The 17115-nt window shown below is 37.9% G+C and carries 17 protein-coding genes; 8 read left to right on the forward strand and 9 right to left on the reverse strand.

Annotated elements, in window-relative coordinates; genetic code table 11:
- Positions 1 to 112: 112 nt before the first annotated feature.
- Positions 113 to 502 carry a hypothetical protein gene (locus ACLHDG_RS03305; protein ID WP_415407570.1) on the forward strand — a complete coding sequence of 130 codons (390 nt, stop codon included), beginning with the start codon at positions 113 to 115 and terminating at the stop codon, positions 500 to 502.
- A gap of 386 nt (positions 503 to 888) precedes the next feature.
- Positions 889 to 1857: an aldolase catalytic domain-containing protein gene (locus ACLHDG_RS03310; protein ID WP_415407571.1), complete on the forward strand. Its 969-nt coding sequence runs from the start codon at positions 889 to 891 to the stop codon at positions 1855 to 1857.
- A 225-nt stretch (positions 1858 to 2082) separates the two neighbouring features.
- Here the strand turns inward: ACLHDG_RS03310 and ACLHDG_RS03315 are convergent, their stop codons facing one another.
- The 6 genes from ACLHDG_RS03315 to trpB form a co-directional block, all read right to left on the reverse strand.
- Positions 2083 to 2784 carry an SMI1/KNR4 family protein gene (locus ACLHDG_RS03315; protein ID WP_415407572.1) on the reverse strand — a complete coding sequence of 234 codons (702 nt, stop codon included), beginning with the start codon at positions 2782 to 2784 and terminating at the stop codon, positions 2083 to 2085.
- A gap of 21 nt (positions 2785 to 2805) precedes the next feature.
- Entirely contained in the window at positions 2806 to 4641 is a 1836-nt protein-coding gene (locus ACLHDG_RS03320; RefSeq protein ID WP_415407573.1) for an ABC-F family ATP-binding cassette domain-containing protein, read from the reverse strand.
- Between the two features lie 69 nt (positions 4642 to 4710).
- Positions 4711 to 6399, reverse strand: coding sequence for a nickel-dependent hydrogenase large subunit (locus tag ACLHDG_RS03325; protein ID WP_415407574.1), 1689 nt, complete (start codon positions 6397 to 6399; stop codon positions 4711 to 4713).
- Positions 6389 to 8818 carry a hydrogenase small subunit gene (locus ACLHDG_RS03330; RefSeq protein WP_415407575.1) on the reverse strand — a complete coding sequence of 810 codons (2430 nt, stop codon included), beginning with the start codon at positions 8816 to 8818 and terminating at the stop codon, positions 6389 to 6391. The genes ACLHDG_RS03325 and ACLHDG_RS03330 overlap by 11 nt, the downstream gene beginning before the upstream one ends.
- Positions 8819 to 8839: 21 nt before the next feature.
- Positions 8840 to 9421 carry a cytochrome b/b6 domain-containing protein gene (locus ACLHDG_RS03335; RefSeq protein ID WP_415407576.1) on the reverse strand — a complete coding sequence of 194 codons (582 nt, stop codon included), beginning with the start codon at positions 9419 to 9421 and terminating at the stop codon, positions 8840 to 8842.
- Between the two features lie 165 nt (positions 9422 to 9586).
- Complete coding sequence (gene trpB, locus ACLHDG_RS03340) at positions 9587 to 10804, reverse strand: tryptophan synthase subunit beta (protein ID WP_415407577.1); 1218 nt, start codon at positions 10802 to 10804, stop codon at positions 9587 to 9589.
- A gap of 375 nt (positions 10805 to 11179) precedes the next feature.
- On the opposite strand from trpB, the gene ACLHDG_RS03345 reads away from it, so the two are divergent.
- Together ACLHDG_RS03345 and ACLHDG_RS03350 are read left to right on the forward strand one after the other, a co-directional pair.
- Positions 11180 to 11602 carry a c-type cytochrome gene (locus ACLHDG_RS03345; RefSeq protein ID WP_415407578.1) on the forward strand — a complete coding sequence of 141 codons (423 nt, stop codon included), beginning with the start codon at positions 11180 to 11182 and terminating at the stop codon, positions 11600 to 11602.
- A gap of 1 nt (position 11603) precedes the next feature.
- A complete protein-coding gene (locus tag ACLHDG_RS03350; RefSeq protein WP_415407579.1) occupies positions 11604 to 11822 on the forward strand; it encodes a DUF1653 domain-containing protein in 219 nt (72 codons plus the stop codon).
- Positions 11823 to 12004: 182 nt separating this feature from the next.
- On the opposite strand, the gene ACLHDG_RS03355 is transcribed toward ACLHDG_RS03350, so the two are convergent.
- Together ACLHDG_RS03355 and ACLHDG_RS03360 are read right to left on the reverse strand one after the other, a co-directional pair.
- Positions 12005 to 12187 (reverse strand): CPXCG motif-containing cysteine-rich protein, encoded by a 183-nt coding sequence (locus ACLHDG_RS03355; RefSeq protein WP_415407580.1) that lies wholly within the window; start codon positions 12185 to 12187, stop codon positions 12005 to 12007.
- The gene (locus tag ACLHDG_RS03360; protein WP_415407581.1) at positions 12187 to 12408 is read right to left on the reverse strand and encodes a hypothetical protein; all 222 of its coding nucleotides are present in this window, start codon (positions 12406 to 12408) and stop codon (positions 12187 to 12189) included. Before ACLHDG_RS03360 ends, ACLHDG_RS03355 begins: the two co-directional genes overlap by 1 nt.
- Positions 12409 to 12462: 54 nt before the next feature.
- Here ACLHDG_RS03360 and ACLHDG_RS03365 point away from each other — a divergent pair, with 54 nt between their 5' ends.
- Positions 12463 to 13734 (forward strand): M20/M25/M40 family metallo-hydrolase, encoded by a 1272-nt coding sequence (locus tag ACLHDG_RS03365; protein ID WP_415407582.1) that lies wholly within the window; start codon positions 12463 to 12465, stop codon positions 13732 to 13734.
- 135 nt (positions 13735 to 13869) lie between these two features.
- A complete protein-coding gene (gene ppk2 / locus ACLHDG_RS03370; RefSeq protein ID WP_415407583.1) occupies positions 13870 to 14778 on the forward strand; it encodes a polyphosphate kinase 2 in 909 nt (302 codons plus the stop codon).
- A 3-nt stretch (positions 14779 to 14781) separates the two neighbouring features.
- Here ppk2 and nth read toward each other — a convergent pair whose 3' ends face one another.
- On the reverse strand, positions 14782 to 15432 hold the full coding sequence (nth, locus tag ACLHDG_RS03375) for an endonuclease III (RefSeq protein ID WP_415407584.1): 651 nt from the start codon (positions 15430 to 15432) through the stop codon (positions 14782 to 14784).
- 171 nt (positions 15433 to 15603) lie between these two features.
- Between nth and ACLHDG_RS03380 the strand changes: the two genes are divergently transcribed.
- Both ACLHDG_RS03380 and ACLHDG_RS03385 read left to right on the forward strand, forming a co-directional pair.
- Positions 15604 to 16452, forward strand: a complete 849-nt coding sequence (locus tag ACLHDG_RS03380) for a peptidylprolyl isomerase (RefSeq protein WP_415407585.1) — start codon at positions 15604 to 15606, stop codon at positions 16450 to 16452.
- Positions 16453 to 16482: 30 nt separating this feature from the next.
- A complete protein-coding gene (locus ACLHDG_RS03385; RefSeq protein ID WP_415407586.1) occupies positions 16483 to 17103 on the forward strand; it encodes a hypothetical protein in 621 nt (206 codons plus the stop codon).
- Positions 17104 to 17115: the final 12 nt, after the last annotated feature.

Raw genomic sequence — 17115 nt, forward strand, 5'->3', positions numbered from 1 at the left:
AAGAATAGTCAATTTCCTATAAGATAATTAAATTTTGACGATTGTATGATATAATATATCCATCACAATTTATAATCTATTGTGATTAAAATAAATAAGATAGGGGTCAACCATGAAAAAAATGTTAGCAATAGGTGTTTTGGCGAGTAGTTTGGTTTTTGGAGCTGGAGCGAGTAAAGCAGAGCAGGTTATTACAATGCAAGGGCTTGAAGCTGCAATGGGAATGATCCAAAAGGGTTTTTTACGCGACAATACAGCAATTTTGAAAATGGGAACACAGAGTCTTAAAGAAAACCTACATAATATTGACTCTTTTGTTATCGAATCATCAAGTGAAGGGTTTGATCCAAAAACATATGCTGTGGTAGAAGTGAATGCATTAAGTAAAGTGGCAGAGGAGATCACTAAAAGTTTTATTGATGGTGACAAAGCAACAGCAAGAACGAAGTTCGATAAAACATTGAGTAGATGTATCGCTTGTCATAATATCATCAGAAAGTAATACCTTTCTTCTTCGTTACCACGTTGCACGTGGTAACCGTATACTTCAATTCTTTTTTAAATTTCCAATTATTTTACATGAGGCGTTGTTTCTCTCTTCATTTTTTTAGAAAAAACGAAGCAAAAAATCGTCGTTGTTCTCAAATCGCTTCGCTTTCAAGGTTGTTCACAACGACAAGCACACGTTGTGTGATTGATGTAGGGTGTGTTTGCCAACACACCCTACAGTTTTTTGTAAAAATATTTCTTTGGTTCCACCTCAGGAGAGGCTGAAACAAGGGAACTTCTATGCATTTACTCAAAAATCTGTCAAATTGTCATACTTTTAATTTAAAAACAAACAGTAACACGATATTATTTTTTAATTTAATTATACAAGGATAATTCATGCTAGAAAAACATGGATCCATGCTTCTTGCTAGAGAAGATATAAAAGTTTTTGATTGTACCATTAGAGATGGTGGTTTGGTAAACAACTATCACTTTACAGATGAGTTTGTAAAAGGTGTATACGATACCTGTGTTGCAGCAGGTGTTGACTATATGGAGATAGGGAAAAATAACTCTCCTACTCTTATGAGTGAAGAGGAGTTTGGTGCTTGGAACTTTTCTAAAGAGGAGGATATCAGACGGATCGTTGGCAACAATGATACAGATCTGAAGATAGCGGTAATGTCTGACATAGGAAGAACCGTAAAAGAGGAGCTTCTTCCCAAAGATGAGTCTGTGGTCGATATGATCAGGATAGCAACCTATATCCATCAGATACCCGAAGCCATAGAGCTTATAGAAGAGGCTCATGCCAAAGGGTATGAAACCACCGTAAATGTTATGGCGATTGCCAAGTCATTTAATGATGAGCTAGATGAGGTACTTGAGGTGCTTGGTAAGACAAATGTTGACATTATCTATATTGCCGATACTTTTGGATCATTTTATCCTGAGCAGATCAAGAAGCTAACCGGGAAATACCTAGATGTAGCAGAAGCCAGTGGGAAACAAGTAGGGATTCATGCCCATAACAACATACAGTTGGCATATGCAAATACGATAGAAGCGATGATATATGGTACGAGCTTTTTGGACTGTACTATCTCCGGGCTGGGAAGAGGAGCAGGGAACTGCCCTATGGAGCTTCTTATTGGTTTCTTGAAAAATCCAAAATACAAACAGCTACCCGTCCTTGAGTTCATAGAGAAGTTTATAGTTCCTTTGGAGAAAGAGTTGGACTGGGGATACAGCATCCCATACATGATAACCGGTCAGCTTGTAGAGCACCCAAGATCTGCGATGAAAGCTAGAGATGAGGGTGATACGGAGTATGTTAAATTTTATAAGAACTTAACAGAGCAGTAGTAAAAAGTATCAACAGAAAGTCGGTATTTTTAACTCGTTACCACGTTGCACGTGGTAATGCATACTTCAATATTTTTTTAATTCCCAATTATTTTACTTGAGGCGTTGTTCTCTCTTCATTTTTTTAAAAAAAATGAAGCAAAAAATCGTCATCTTTCTCGAATCACTTCGCTTTCAAGGTCGTTCAAGATGACAGGCACACTTCGTGATTAATGGAGGGTTCTTTTAAACCTCATGCTCAATAACATCATCCAAGTACTTAAAATCTAACATCTCTTTGATAATCATATTTAAACGTTTTTCACTTTTAAACCCGTAAGAAAAAAGCATGTCTTGTACTTCTGTACTATAGATGTCATTTAATACTGTTATGTACCCTTTTTTGATGTATGGAGTGATACTTTTTAAATCTGCAAGCAGGTCTGTTCTGTAGCCTTCTATACCAGCTTCACCATAGTCAGTGTCGAGGTCTTCTTTGTCTATGTCGTCTGTGGCTTCTAACATCTTTCTGAAGATGAAGTCTTCAAAATTTTTAGCGATGATCTCTGTTTCATCCATGTCATCCCAGATAAGGACTATAGGATTTTCTCCATCTATTTCTATATTTTTATAAAAAGCATATATGTTACCTTCTGCAGTTTTTGCAAAAGGGATGAAGTGGTGTTTTTCTGTATCCCATAATTCTGGAAATTCGAAGTTAAGCATTTCATCTGCAGTGAGTAGTTCAAAGTCTGAACCACCTGAGTTTAAAAGTAGAGGAGGATTGTCTTTCAGTGTAGGGTAAACATCCTCAGCCCATGTTTTCCCCTCATCAAGTGGAAGTTCAAAACCTCTCATCCAGTTAAGCATTTCATCTTCCCATAGCTTTTTATACAGTGTTGGGAAGGTGTAGTTATGTTTTGTTTCTATGTTTTCTAGTGTTATCATATTGTACCTCTGTTATTTATACTAATCTAACTCAGCTAATTTAAGATCATACTTTGAATTGATCTCATCCATGATCTCACTTGCCACTTCAAGTCGTTCAAATAAAATTTCTATCTCTTTTTGTGTCTCTCCAAGGGTTTTTGAATGTTCCATCATAGCAGAGTTGTCGCCACTGCCAGATGCTTGAGTAAGTGCTGTGTTAAGTGTCTCTTCCAGTGCTTCGAGTTCTTCTATTTTACTTTCAAAGAATGTTAATTCTTTTCTATAGGGACCCGCTTCTTTAGCTTTTTCCTGGATGATGGCTGTTCTGCGTTTTTTACGCTCTTTTTTGTCCAATTTAGGTTTGGATTTTTTAGGCTTGACTGTACCTTCTTCCTCTTCCCAGCCTATTTTTTCCAAGAAGTCATCATAAGTACCCTCAAAATACTCAGCAGTACCTTTATGAAAGATGATGAGTGAAGTTGCCAGTTTACGTAGTAACATCTCAGAGTGAGTAACCATGATGGTGGAGCCCGGAAAAGATTCTATAGCATCACAGAGAGAATCTATAGATTGCATATCAAGGTGGTTGGTAGGTTCATCCAGTAATAAAAGATTTGCAGGAGTTCCGATGATCTTTCCTAGCATCACACGGCTTCTTTCACCCCCTGAGAGTACTTCTATCTTCTTGTCTGCCAATTCACCTGAAAACATCATCGTTCCACAGATAGCTCGTACTTCTGCAAAGCCTATTTTTTTATCGACTGAAGAGATCTCATCTATGATGGTGTGTTTGGTATTGAGTCTTTCAATGTTGGTTTGTCCGAAGTGTGCCATAGTTGTAGAAGGGTGAAAAGAGAGTTCGCCCTGTTGTTGTGGTAACTCTCCTGCGATGTAGTTAAGCAGGGTAGATTTACCTTTACCGTTCTTTCCAATAATGGCTAAACATTTTCCATTTTCAAGGGCAAAAGTAAGGTTCTGAAAAAGTGGGTTGTTTTCATCATACCCGAAGCCCAAGTCTTCTGCACGAAACAGTACTTTGGCAGGAGTCTCTTTGTAGTTAAATTTAAAAGAGAGAGAAGCCTCACTCTCTAAGTCCTCCATCTCATCCATCTTTTCCAATATCTTCACTTTAGATTGTGCCAGAGCAGCAGTGGACGCTCTGGCTTTGTTACGGGCAATGAACTCTTCGAGCTCTTTTCTTTTTTTGTCCTGGTTGAGTTTTGTCTTCTCATAGGTTTCATCTTGTAAAGCCAAGGTATCATAGTACTTTTTTGTACCACCCTGTACCATAAAGAGACCTTTACGTTGTATACCCATAGTGTGAGTAGTTACCGCATCCATAAACTCACGGTCGTGTGTGATGAGTATCACTTCTCCGTCAAACTCACGGATGAACTGTTTAAGCCAACGAAGAGAAAGGATGTCCAGGTAGTTGGTAGGCTCATCCAGCAGCAGCATATTTGGCTCTGTAGCAAGAAGCTTAGCCAGGTTGATACGTATCTGGTATCCACCTGAAAAGCTAAGAGGATCTTTTTCGAGGTCTTCAGCTGTAAATCCAAGTCCAAAAAGTATCTTTTCTATCTTATAGAAATTGTATTGCTCATCTTCAGGGAGTATCTGTGCGCACTCTTCATGTACTGTTGGTTTGGTAAATTCAAGATGCTGACGGAGTGTACCGATGCGGTAGTTTTTAGGGATGCTTACATCTCCCTCATCATGACTCTCTTCATCCAGAATGATCTTAAAGAGTGTAGACTTTCCTGTACCGTTACGTCCTATAAGACCTATCTTTTGATTACGTGCAAGTTTGAGGTTAAGATCGCGAAAAAGTGTTTGTCCACCGAAGCTTTTAGTTATATTTGTGAGTTGTATCATCTGTTGTCCATTTGTGTGGGAAAATTATGGTGGAAGTATATCAAAAAATTTTATCATACAGCTCTTTATTTATATGCTACACATGCTATTTACTTTATACTCAGCCATTGTTTTGCCTTTCATATCCATGACATGTACTGCACAGGCCAAACAAGGGTCAAAGGAGTGTACTACACGCAATATCTCTAAAGGATTGTTAGGATCACCCAGTTTTAGTCCTATCATCGATTCTTCATAGGGACCTCTTTGTGTATCATCACGTGGTGAAGCGTTCCATGTTGTAGGGGCTATGACTTGATAATTGGCGATTTTCGCCTCTTTTATATCTACAAAATGGGCTAAAACACCTCTTGGTACTTCATAAATACCACTTCCTCTTGAAGCTTTCGGTAAGTCTTCAAATTGATATTTTGTCCATGTTTCTTCATTGTAATATTTGATATTTTCGATCAGATCACTGATAAAATCAAAAATATATTCATTACAGATCTCAGCTTCTATGGCTCTCGTAATAGTCCGACCTATGGTGGTTGAAAAATCGATAAGTTCCAACTTGTACTGATCCATCCACTGTTGCATTACGGGTTTAATAATAGGTGAATCTTTAAGATACCCCACCATCATCCGGGCAAGTGGGCCAACCTCCATTGCTTTGCCCTTGTAGCGTGGTGACTTCACCCAAGAGTATTTTCCTTCTGTCTTTAGGCTTCCATCCTCATTGAGGTCAGTATAAAAAGGTTCTGTTTCACTCGCATAAGGGTTAACTTCATTTCCCTCATACCACGAACGATTGACATGTTCTGTTATATGCTCCTGATCAAAAGGCTCTATCGTATCAAAGAGATGATCAAAAATAACACCTGATTCAAATAATATCTGCTGTTTCCCAAACTGGTAACCTCCACTTGCAAAAAAGTTTCCAAGTCCTCTTCCCGCCCCTTGTTTCATATCATCCAAATACGCTTTTGTTAGCATATGAATATCAGGAAGATAGGCTTTTTTTATAAATGCTCTTGTCTCTTTCATAATAAACATAAATTGGTTGAGCCTGTCTGGATTAAGCATATCTGCCACGGAGGTCACCCCACCTACTACCAGATTTTGAGGGTGTGGTGTTTTACCTGCAAATATTGCTATGGCTTTACCCAGTTCTCTCTGGACTTCCAGTGCTTCAAAATAGTGGTTCATATGAATCAAGTTCTCTTCGGGCGAGAGCTTATACGCTTCATGCCCCCAATACCCATTGGCAAACAGTCCCAGTCTCCCGGCAGATATAAACTTTTTAAGTTTCCCTTGAATCCCCTCCAAATGACTTGCTGAACATTTAAATGGGCTATCGGAAAATGTTTTGGCAACTTCTACCGCTTTAGAGATATCAGCCTCGATCGCTCCGGTAACATCTACAAAATCCAAAGAGTGCAAGTGGTAATAGTGTATTACATGATCTTGTACAAACAGGCTGAGGGTGGTTAAGTTACGAATAATTTCTGCATTCTCTACAGGTGTGATCTTATAGGCATCTTCAACTGCGCTAATGGATGCGCGGTAATGCACATTTGTACATACTCCACAAATACGTTGGGCGATCAAGCCTGCATCTCTGGGATCACGCCCTTTTAAAATGGTTTCAATACCACGAAACAGTTGCCCCGAAGCCCATGCTTCTCTCACTACATTATTTTCATCAATCTCCACTTCAATTCTCAAGTGCCCTTCGATTCTTGTAATAGGATCAATTATTATTTTTTTACGATTCATTTTCTTCTTCCTCTACACGACGAGTATTAGCATATTTATCAAAAGCAATTTTACCCTGACCACAGGCGATACATCCATGCCCTGCTTGAACCGGCCAACTTGTCCCTTCGTTAAATTTAACCAATGGACAGTTAAGATCTGCATAGGGTCCTTTGCAGCCCATATGAAACAGACACCAGCCTTTCTTAGCACCTTCATCACCCCATTCTTCAACGAACTCATCCATATCGTAATGGCCACGACGCTCGCAATTATCATGTATTCTATAACTATATGCCCACTCTGGACGATTTTTGGTATCCAGTTTTGGCAGTTCATCAAACATTAAAAAGTGAAGCAGGGTACCTACTATATTAATAGGATTTACCGGACACCCGGGAAGATTAATAATATCATCCCTCCCTAAAGCTTCACTCACACCTACAGCACCGGTAGGATTAGGTGCTGCTGCCACCACACCGCCATCCAAGGCACAACTCCCAATGGCAAATACAGCCATCGCATCTTTGGCTACCCGCTTAAGTAGATCCACACCCGTCTCCCCTTTGGCTCCAATACGTAAGAAGTTACCTTCCAGTCCTAAAGGTATCGCACCCTCTACCATAAGAATATACTGGTCATTCTCTATGACAGAATTGAGTGCATTTTCAGAATTGTCTCCAGAAGCTGCCATGAGAAGTTCATGATAATCCAAAGAGATATAATCCAGGATCAGATCTTCTACACTGGGATTGACATTTTTAATAAAGCCTTCTGAATTACCGGAACAATCGGCCAATTCCAGCCAAATAATAGGCATTTTATTAAGATGCTCTACACCTTCTTTGACTAAGGGTTCATACTCTGGATGTAACTTTAGATCAGCGGTTAACATGGAGACCCATTTATTGAACTCTCTGTTTTTATCAAAAACTTCCAATGCACTCTCAAGATTATCTGTGTTTATCTCGTTGTGTGGATGCAGGGTATTGTATTTTTGGATACGAGCTTGAATTTTGGCATATTCTGCCTCTTTTTCTTTTTTCTGACGCTCTTCTTTTAAACGTTTGGCTTCCATAGGGTCTACAGGTGTTTGTGAAATGAGATCAGAGATCATCATTTTACAACGGCCACATACCCGTCCAGCTTTGGTAAAAGGCTTCAACTCGGGAAATGAAGTCACTGCATTCTCTTTGATCATATCGATCAGATCAAGTTCATAACTCCCCTCGCAAGAGCAGATCAAAGGTCCCCGTTCACTCACAAGACGATTTTGATAAAAATAAGAGGGGTCTACAAGCTCTTGTTTCTGCATCATTTGAGACAAACGTAAAAGATCAATATTGGTATTCATACCAATAAATCTCACTAATTTGTCCTCATTGACAATATATTGATCAATTCTATTCTCTTTTTTTGAAGTAATTAAAATCGTTTCATTGCTTATACTTTTTGAATCATAAGAGGGAGAGGTGACATCATTTAACATAAAAGACCCCACCTTTAAAGCATCAATGGAAACCTCCCTGATAAATGGTTCAGTTGATTGTTCCAAAATGGTGGCAACTGCAATATCGCTTTGATCGATGCATGATTTAACATGACCGGTAATAAAACCACTCTCACTCAGCTGTGCTGCTTCACCTACAGCATAAATATTCGAATCGGAAGATTGCATAGTGTCATTGACTAAAATACCTTTATCTGTTTGAAGTGAATCTTTTGCAAAGTCAATATTAGGAGAAATACCCACACCAAACACAACAAAAGGATCATCAATAATAGTTTGTTTGGTTCTTATTTGAGTTATGAAGTTATCTTCAATTGTTTTATCTATGATCTCATCATTAAATAAAATTTGAACTCTTGGATCTTCTGTAAAAGCTTTTTGCATTAAGTCAATAGCATTACGATCTATATTTTGATCATACAAGTGTTCACCCCGACTGATCAAAGTCATGCTTTTAGGTGCTTTCATTCCAACGAGGGTATCAAGAAGCTCTAGTCCAATAGGACCAACCCCAACGATCACAACATTTTTATCTTTAATTTCATCGGAAATTTTATAACTATCGTCGGCACTTCTGAAGGTAGAAGCATTTGTCAGATGGTCTATATTAAAAAGAGTTCTTGGTTTTGACCCTGTAGCAATAATAAGTTTGTCGTACCCAAACATTGCATGTTCACTGATGACACGTTTTGAGACAGCATCAATGGAGGTTATTTTGGTATTCAACTCAACTTTAACATGGGGGTCAAGCTCTAAGGTAATATCACTTAATGGTGTACTTTTATTAACCAATCGACATAGATGTATCCTATCATAAGGCATGTAGGCTTCATCAGAAATAATGATAACCTCACTATGAGGACTTAACTCTTTTATTTTATTGGCAGTATACACTGCAGCGATACCGCCACCAACAATAAGAATTCTCATAACTAAACTCCTACTTCTAGTTTATTTTTTCCCGCCGTTAACCATATCTGAAAGTATCCCTTTTTCATCCTGATTCTCTGCAACAAAAACACCGATAATATGCAGTGGTACAAAGATAAGAACAGCATTAAAAACAAGTTCATGTATCTCTTTGATGTCATGGGCACCATCTTTGGTAAGACCAAGTGCTTCATAGAAATGAATTATCAATCCACTTACAGCCATAAAGAGTAGAATACCATAGATACCGATATAGCCAAGTTTTACCATCTTTTTATGAAAAGTTTCTTCTTTTAGATTTTGGTAGTTCTGTTTTCCACTTTGGGTAAAGAAGAGTATGATCCTCCAGACCAACAGAACAGCCAAAGCATATCCTAAAATGATATGCCACTCCCACATCGGAGCACGAATGGCTTTTGCAAGGACTTTTGCTTGTTCAGCTGTGACTTCCAGATTGATCTCTGAGAGTTTCTGTGTGAGAAGTTCAGAGTTCGTTCTCCAGCTTAAAAATGTTTTTCGTAAAAATACTGTGCCAAGCAGTCCTAAAACTACCGCTGCATGTACCCAGTGCCAAATTCTAAAATTTAGACTCCATTTTTTCATAACTTAATTCCTTTAGGCTAAGTAAAGTTTATTATATTCACTCTTATTTTAACCGTGGCTTTGTTTCTCTCATACTTTTTTAGAAAAAGTATGCAAAAATCGTCACTGTTCTCAAATCGCTTTGCTTTCAAGGGTGTTCACAGTGACAGTGCACACTTCGAGTGATTAATTGATACCATACTCTTTTCCGTAATTTTCAACCACAAAATCTATATCTTTATCTCCGCGTCCTGAGAGGTTGATGAGTATGGTACCAATGTTTGGCTCTTTAGCTAATTTTATGGCGTAGGCTACTGCATGTGCTGACTCGATAGCGGGGATGATACCCTCTTCTCTGGAGAGTTCAAAAAATGCATCTATCGCTTCTTTATCGGTGATAGAAGCATACTTTACACGACCTAAGTCTTTTAAGTAGGCATGTTGTGGTCCTACAGACGGGTAGTCAAGTCCGGATGCTACAGAATAAACTTCTTGTGGTTCACCTTGATCATCTTGAAGCATATATGATTTAAAGCCATGCATAACACCAGGCTTCCCTTTTGTCATAGTGGCAGCATGTTCTCCGGGAGTTTCCAAGTCTCTTCCTGCTGGCTCAACACCATGCATGGCTACATTTTTATTATTGAAAAATGCAGTAAAGAGTCCCAAGGCATTAGAACCACCACCTACACAGGCAACAAGATTATCAGGCAGCTTACCTGTCATTTGTTGGAACTGCTCTTTGGCTTCCACCCCTACGATGGATTGGAAATCTCTTACCATTTGAGGGAAAGGGTGGGGACCTACCACGGAACCGATAGCATAAAACTGTGTGATAGGGTCTTTCATGTAGTTTTCAAAAGCAGTATCAACAGCCTCTTTAAGTGTACGGCGACCATGTGTTGCAGGTATAACAGTTGCACCCAGTATATGCATGCGTACTACATTTGGATGTTCTTTTACCATATCAACTTCACCCATGTAAATGTCACATTCCAGCCCTACTAAAGCAGCAGCAGTAGCAAGTGCCACACCATGTTGCCCCGCACCGGTTTCAGCAATGAGCTTCTTTTTACCCATTTTTTTAGCAAGCAGTGCTTCACCTAAACAGTGGTTTATCTTATGGGCACCGGTATGGTTCAGGTCTTCTCTTTTAAGATAAATATCTGCACCGTATTTCTCTGAGAGGTGTTTTGCATGAAAGATAGGACTTGGACGACCCACATAGTGTTGATAGAGATCAGTCAACTCAGCAAGAAATGCAGGATCTTGTCGGATCTCTTCATAAGAAGCAGTGATCTCATCCATAATAGTTTGAAGTTCAGGGGGGATAAAAGATCCTCCATACTCTCCAAAATAACCTTTTTCATCAGGAAGTGGACAATTAAAAATATTCTTTGGCATACAAACTCCTTTTTATGTTGAATTATTGTACATCAAAATACTTTTTGGGTGACTGAATAAAGGTGATCCCTAAAAACCCTAGGTACTCATAACATCTCTAGCTTTTGTCTAAGCTAGGCACTCTTTTGAAGTCCTAGCTGTAGCTAAGTCGAAAAAGAGTAACGACGTATAGGCGAAAGCTAGTGATACCCGAAGGGTGGGCTTTGCAAACGCAATCTTTCACAAGATATTTTCTTCAACGTAGCTATGGCTATGTTTTAAAAATCTCTTGCAAAATCTTACATTTGCAAAACCCATTATGAGTATCTAGGATTTTTAGGGATCACCTAAATATTTTATGATAAAATACTATAAAAATATGTAATAGGAGCAAGAATGAAGAAGTTATGGTTAATACTATTGATAGGTACAGTATCACTTATGGGTGCAGAACAAAAGATCGATGGTGAAAAGGTATTTGATAAAGCCTGTGCCTCTTGTCATATAAAGATGATCACAGCTGAAGAGACTAAAAAGGTCTTTAAAACGATTAAAGCACCGCCTATGGTAGAGGTTTCAGGGCAACTTAAAAATAATATAAAGATCGTTGAAGATATTGATGATGAGATACATAGAGCAGTGGTGATCGCATTTATCAAAGATTATGTCATGTATCCACATCTTGATAAGAGTATGTGTCAGGCTATGGCATTGGAGAGATTTGATCTGATGCCTTCACTTAAAGGAAAATTGAGTGAAGATGAGCTTAATGCTGTTTCTGCCTGGGTGTATGACTTTTATGTAGGTAAAAAATTCTAGTATGAAACTTCAAGCGGGAATCTATAAACATTATAAAGGGAATCTTTATGAAGTGCTAACCACTGCGCAACACTCTGAGACTGAAGAGTGGATGGTGGTGTATAAAGCACTTTATGGTGAAGAGGGGATGTGGGTGCGTCCTTATGAGATGTTTGTGGAGAAGGTTGAGGTTGATGGTATGATGGTTTCACGATTTGAATTTGTAGGGTGCGTTTGCTAACGCACCTTTTTACAATATTTAGATAATAAAATGTTTTTTCTTGTTTCCTATCATTTTACTTGGGGCTTTGTATCTCTCTTCATTTTTTTAGAAAAAACGAAGCAAAAAATCGTCTCTACTCTCGAATCGCTTTGCTTTCAAGGTCGTTCGTAGAGACAGGCACACTTTGTGTGATTGATGGGTTAGATACCCTCCATTCTTCTAGCTTCAAAACTCACGAGGTCTTCTCCGGAAAATCTAAATATCAGTTCGATAGGACGACAACATACTTCACAATCTTCAATGTAATCACTAGACTCTTCAGAACTGTCAAGTATCATAGAGATACGTTCCCAGCAGTAGGGGCAGGTAAAAAAATGTTCCATTAGTTTTCTCTCTTTTTAAATAGTTTAGTTATCCAATCAGTGATTAAACACCCATTATCACAACCACCATTTTTGTCACATCTTACTTTTCTAATGTTACGTATGAGCAGTAGTAAAAATCCAAGGGCTATGATGAGTTGTATGATACCTACAAGCCATTGATGCTGCATAAGATTTTGGATAGAGAGTACGAGCATGATGATGGTGACAATAAGGCACATAAAATATCCTATTTTTTATGAGATTGTACTATAATTTGTAAAAAAAGAGTCCTTATGTCAGCAATTATAGATCATTTTAAAACACTCACTCAAATCCCGCACTGTAGTAAAGAAGCCGATAAATTATTGGATTTTTTAGTTATGTTTGCAAAAGATAGAAGTTACTCTGTAGAGATAGATGAGGTGAAAAATATCTTCATCTCTAGAGGAACACCAACCCTTTGCCTGCAAGCACACTATGATATGGTTTGTATGGGTAAAGCACCTATTGTAGAAACGTATGAAGAGGATGGTTGGATGAAGGCCAAAGACTCCTCTTTGGGTGCAGACAATGGTATGGCGATCGCGATGATGATGCGACTGATGGATGAGGAGCAAGAGTTGGAGTTTTTACTTACTTCTGATGAAGAGATAGGACTTATCGGTGCAAATGAAGTAGCTTTTGATCTGAAGAGTAAGCAGATGCTGAACCTAGACAGTGAAGATGAAGCAGAAGTGTACATAGGGTGTGCAGGTGGTGTAGATATCACTGCTGTAAAACAAGATAGCTATGTGGATGCTAAAGGTGAGTGTTATGAAGTTGCAGTGAAAGGACTTGTAGGTGGACACTCCGGTGTAGACATAGATAAAGGTATCCCTTCAGCTATAAAAGAGTTAGGTGCATATCTTCATACTCATAACGTTACACAATTAGCAAGTATCTATGGAGGAGAACGTCGTAACTCCATCCCTGCAAATGCAGTGGCTATTATCTATAGCGAAACAGCTTTAGAGAGTACAGATATGGTTCAAGCAAGGAAACTAAATGAGCAGCCTTTGGTATTGGGTGAGGGAGATAAAGTGATCGATATGATCCATACTTTTGAACATGGTGTAAGAGCACAAAATGTGGAGTTGGGTATTCCTGATGTGAGTATTAACCTTGCTATCATTACTGCAGATGAAAAAGGTAGACTTACAGTAGAAACAAGTGCAAGAGCGATGGGTGCAGAAAAATTAGAGATATTATCAAGCGAGACAGTATCATTTTTTGAAAGTTATGGTTTTGATGTAGAGCTGGAAGATAAATACCCTGCATGGAAACCAGATATAAGTGATTTTACTAACTTAGTGAGCCGAGAGATGAAATCTGTGTTCGGTACAACCAAAATGATGGCGATACATGCGGGACTGGAGTGTGGTGTCATAGGAGAGAAATATCCTCAAATGAAACTTGCTTCCATAGGTCCGACCATACGCTATCCTCACTCTACAAGAGAGAAAGTAAAGATGGATTCTGTGGAGAAAACGTTTGAAGTACTTCAAAGGATCATTGATAAAGTTTAGCATTATGATATGTGTATTTTTGTTACACTTTTATAAATAGTTTTTACAAATAATTTTTATAATTTCATGGTAAGTCAGATAGGAGTAAGCTTAAAAGATACCAATGGCAAAAAATGCCTAAAATGAAGGAGTAAAATGAAAACAATATTTCAGGATATAGAGTATTTAAATAAGAATGTAGAGGATAAAAAATCGAAAAATATCCTTAAAGAACTTGAGCAGAATTTTCACTTATTGAAAACCAAAAGTGGTCTGTCTCAACTGATGAATAAGAAAAAGCTTGCAAAGATCACACGTAATGTTGAGTATGAAAATGAGTTAAAAGCACTACAGGTAGAGCTTATTAAACTACAAAACTGGGTTTATGATAACAACAAACGTGTGATGATCATCTTTGAAGGACGGGATGCCGCAGGAAAAGGTGGAGCGATCAAACGTTTTACCCAGTATCTCAATCCTAGAAAATTCAGAGTCGTTGCTCTCCAAAAACCAACAGAAGTGGAAACAGGACAGTTTTACTTCCAACGATATTTCCAACACTTGCCAAATCCGGGTGAAATTACATTTTTCGATAGAAGTTGGTATAACCGTGCCATCGTAGAACCGGTATTTGATTTCTGTACTCCTGAACAGTATGAGAAGTTTATGAAACAAGTGCCTGAGATCGAACATTCGATCATTGATGATGGAATTATTTTGATCAAGTTTTGGTTCTCTATCACGAAAGAAAATCAACAAAAAAGATTTAAAGAGCGTATGAGTAATCCTCTTAAGCACTGGAAGTTGAGTCCAGTGGATCAGAAAGCACAAGAGATGTGGGATAAAGTAACATACTATAAAGAAGAGATGTTTAGCCGTTCACATACTGGATATGCACCATGGATCATAGTCGACAGTAATGATAAGAAAAGAGCCAGATTGGAGTCTATACGTTACGCACTTGCACAGATTCCGTATGAGGGTAAAAAGGATGCAAAGATCAACCTTCATCATGACCCGGAGATAGTCGAGCGTTATCATAGACGAACACATGACGAAAAATAAAAATTAAACTTTAAATGTTTGAGTTGTCTTACAATGTGCAGCCATAAAGCACTCTTCACACTCTGGCTTGAGTGCTTTACATTTGTATCTGCCAAAAAGAACCATCGCCTGATGGAGCAGGTGCAGGTCTGTTTTAAATTTTTTACTTAACTCCTCTTCACACTTCACAGCAGTTTTAGCATCAGAAAGTCCAAATCTATGAGCGACTCTATAGACATGTGTATCTACAGCCATAAGGTTCGCTCCTGCATACTCTATCATCACGACATTGGCTGTTTTTTGTCCTACACCTGCGAGCTTAACAAGTTCATCCCTCTCTAACGGTATCTCATTTTCATAATTTTCTACGACACTTTGTGCCATTTTGATAAGGTTTTTGGCTTTGTTATTGAAAAAAGAACAGGTGTTGATGTAGCTTTTTACTTCATCCAGATCAGCATTGGCCAGAGAGACAGGGTCAGGATAGGCTTCGAAAAGAGCAGGAGTGATGACATTGACACGTTTGTCCGTACATTGTGCAGAGAGCATTACAGAGATAAGCAGTTCATAAAGATTTCGGTATTCAAGTTCAGTTACTGAGTCCGGGTAATGTTTTAAAAAAAGTGCTTTGATCTCTTCGATCTCTTTTTTTGTTGCTTTTTTCACTTTGGCCATGCTTTGATACCTCTTTCTAAATCTAAGTAAGACTAAAATAATACCATAGAAGCCGCTAGATATAACCTATTCTAAGGAACTAAAATGATTTGGAAGGTTTCTGATTAATCAATGATTTACCCAATAGGGATATAATTCTTCTTAAATTTATACAATTAAGGACTAATAATAATGTTAAAACTAGCAAAAACTTCACTACTGGCTGTTGCAGTCATGGCAACATCTGTAGTAGCATCAGACATACTTGTGACTGTTAACGGTAAAAATATCACTAAACAGGATGCTGAGACATTTGTAAATGCATCTTCACCGAATGCACATTTTTCTCAGTTAGATGCGGCACAACAAAATATGATAAAAGAGAGACTTGTTGAAAAAGTACTTTTTACAGAGTTGGCTAAGCAAGAGGGTGTTGATAAAAAACCGGATTTTATACGAAATATGGCAAAGATCAAAGAAGAACTTCTTGTAAACATGTGGATGAAAATGCAAATGGATAATACTATAGTCAGTGACAGTGAAGCAAAAGAGTTTTATGATAAAAATGCTGATAAATTTATGCAGCAAGACTCTGTACATGCAAGACATATTTTGGTAAAAGAAGAGAAAGAAGCACAAGAGATCATTGATACACTTGCACCTCTTAAAGATAAAGCACTTCAAGAGAAGTTCATTGAGTTGGCAAAAGCAAAATCTACAGGTCCTTCAGGTCCAAAAGGTGGAGATCTCGGAAATTTCAGCAAAGGACAAATGGTTCCAGAATTCTCAAAAGCAGTTTGGGCACTTAAAGTTGGAGAAATGACAACTACACCAGTGAAAACACAGTTTGGTTATCATGTAATTTATCTTGAAGGTAAAGCAGAAGCAAAGCCAACACCTTATGAGCAAGTTAAAGAGAAGATCATCGTATCACTTAAGCAGAAGCAATTTTCTGCAAAGATTACGGAAGTGGCTAAAGAGCTTAAAAGCAAAGCAAAGATCGTTGATCCTTCAAAAGAAGTAAATGCAACTAAAAAGTAATCTTTTAGTAATTAAAATGGGGAAAATCTAATGAAAAAATATTTAGTTGTTTTGAGTTTGTCTTTGGGCTTATTTGTTAGCCCGGTCTCTGCTGATGCATTAAAAAATTCTTTGACGAATATGTTAAATGAAAAAGATACATCGCCATCTATGGTGAACTTAAGTAACCTTAATATAAATGGAAAAGCCAAACCTGTACAAAATGTACCAAAAACAAGATCGAGTAAAGCAGTAGTTGCCACAATAAATGGGCATAAAATTCTTAAAAAAGAAGCAGATGCTCATCTTAAAAAGAGAACACAAGGTAAAATGTCAAACTTTGACCATTTACCTAAGAAACAACGTTTAAGACTTATTCAAGAAATGGCTCTGCCTGTACTTGCATTGGATAGTGCTCAAAAAGAGTTATCAGTAGAAGAGAAAGAGGCTGTATATTCACGTTTGTGGATGCAGAAAGAAGTATTAAAGATCAAGATCACTGATGAGCAGGTGAAAAAAGTATATGATCAGTTAAAACAACGATCAGAAGAGAATAATGCCACAACACAAATTCCTGCATTTGAAACTGTTAAAGATAAAATGAAACTTCAGATGAAAGATAAACAGATGGTAGGCACTTTAATGAAAGATGTAGAGATAAAAGTACAGTAAACAAATCTATTA

It is taken from the genome of Sulfurovum iocasae (assembly GCF_047716765.1).
Classification (GTDB): domain Bacteria; phylum Campylobacterota; class Campylobacteria; order Campylobacterales; family Sulfurovaceae; genus Sulfurovum.

Excerpts from the sequence above, each read along its gene's own strand:
- ACLHDG_RS03325 (WP_415407574.1), bottom strand. The coding sequence starts at position 6,399 with ATGAATCGTAAAAAAATAATAATTGATCCTATTACAAGAATCGAAGGG.
- ACLHDG_RS03365 (WP_415407582.1), top strand. The coding sequence starts at position 12,463 with ATGTCAGCAATTATAGATCATTTTAAAACACTCACTCAAATCCCGCAC.
- ACLHDG_RS03305 (WP_415407570.1), top strand. The coding sequence starts at position 113 with ATGAAAAAAATGTTAGCAATAGGTGTTTTGGCGAGTAGTTTGGTTTTT.
- ACLHDG_RS03310 (WP_415407571.1), top strand. The coding sequence starts at position 889 with ATGCTAGAAAAACATGGATCCATGCTTCTTGCTAGAGAAGATATAAAA.
- ppk2 (WP_415407583.1), top strand. The coding sequence starts at position 13,870 with ATGAAAACAATATTTCAGGATATAGAGTATTTAAATAAGAATGTAGAG.
- ACLHDG_RS03315 (WP_415407572.1), bottom strand. The coding sequence starts at position 2,784 with ATGATAACACTAGAAAACATAGAAACAAAACATAACTACACCTTCCCA.
- ACLHDG_RS03335 (WP_415407576.1), bottom strand. The coding sequence starts at position 9,421 with ATGAAAAAATGGAGTCTAAATTTTAGAATTTGGCACTGGGTACATGCA.
- ACLHDG_RS03320 (WP_415407573.1), bottom strand. The coding sequence starts at position 4,641 with ATGATACAACTCACAAATATAACTAAAAGCTTCGGTGGACAAACACTT.
- ACLHDG_RS03380 (WP_415407585.1), top strand. The coding sequence starts at position 15,604 with ATGTTAAAACTAGCAAAAACTTCACTACTGGCTGTTGCAGTCATGGCA.
- ACLHDG_RS03330 (WP_415407575.1), bottom strand. The coding sequence starts at position 8,818 with ATGAGAATTCTTATTGTTGGTGGCGGTATCGCTGCAGTGTATACTGCC.
- ACLHDG_RS03385 (WP_415407586.1), top strand. The coding sequence starts at position 16,483 with ATGAAAAAATATTTAGTTGTTTTGAGTTTGTCTTTGGGCTTATTTGTT.
- ACLHDG_RS03350 (WP_415407579.1), top strand. The coding sequence starts at position 11,604 with ATGAAACTTCAAGCGGGAATCTATAAACATTATAAAGGGAATCTTTAT.
- ACLHDG_RS03355 (WP_415407580.1), bottom strand. The coding sequence starts at position 12,187 with ATGGAACATTTTTTTACCTGCCCCTACTGCTGGGAACGTATCTCTATG.
- nth (WP_415407584.1), bottom strand. The coding sequence starts at position 15,432 with ATGGCCAAAGTGAAAAAAGCAACAAAAAAAGAGATCGAAGAGATCAAA.
- trpB (WP_415407577.1), bottom strand. The coding sequence starts at position 10,804 with ATGCCAAAGAATATTTTTAATTGTCCACTTCCTGATGAAAAAGGTTAT.
- ACLHDG_RS03360 (WP_415407581.1), bottom strand. The coding sequence starts at position 12,408 with ATGTGCCTTATTGTCACCATCATCATGCTCGTACTCTCTATCCAAAAT.
- ACLHDG_RS03345 (WP_415407578.1), top strand. The coding sequence starts at position 11,180 with ATGAAGAAGTTATGGTTAATACTATTGATAGGTACAGTATCACTTATG.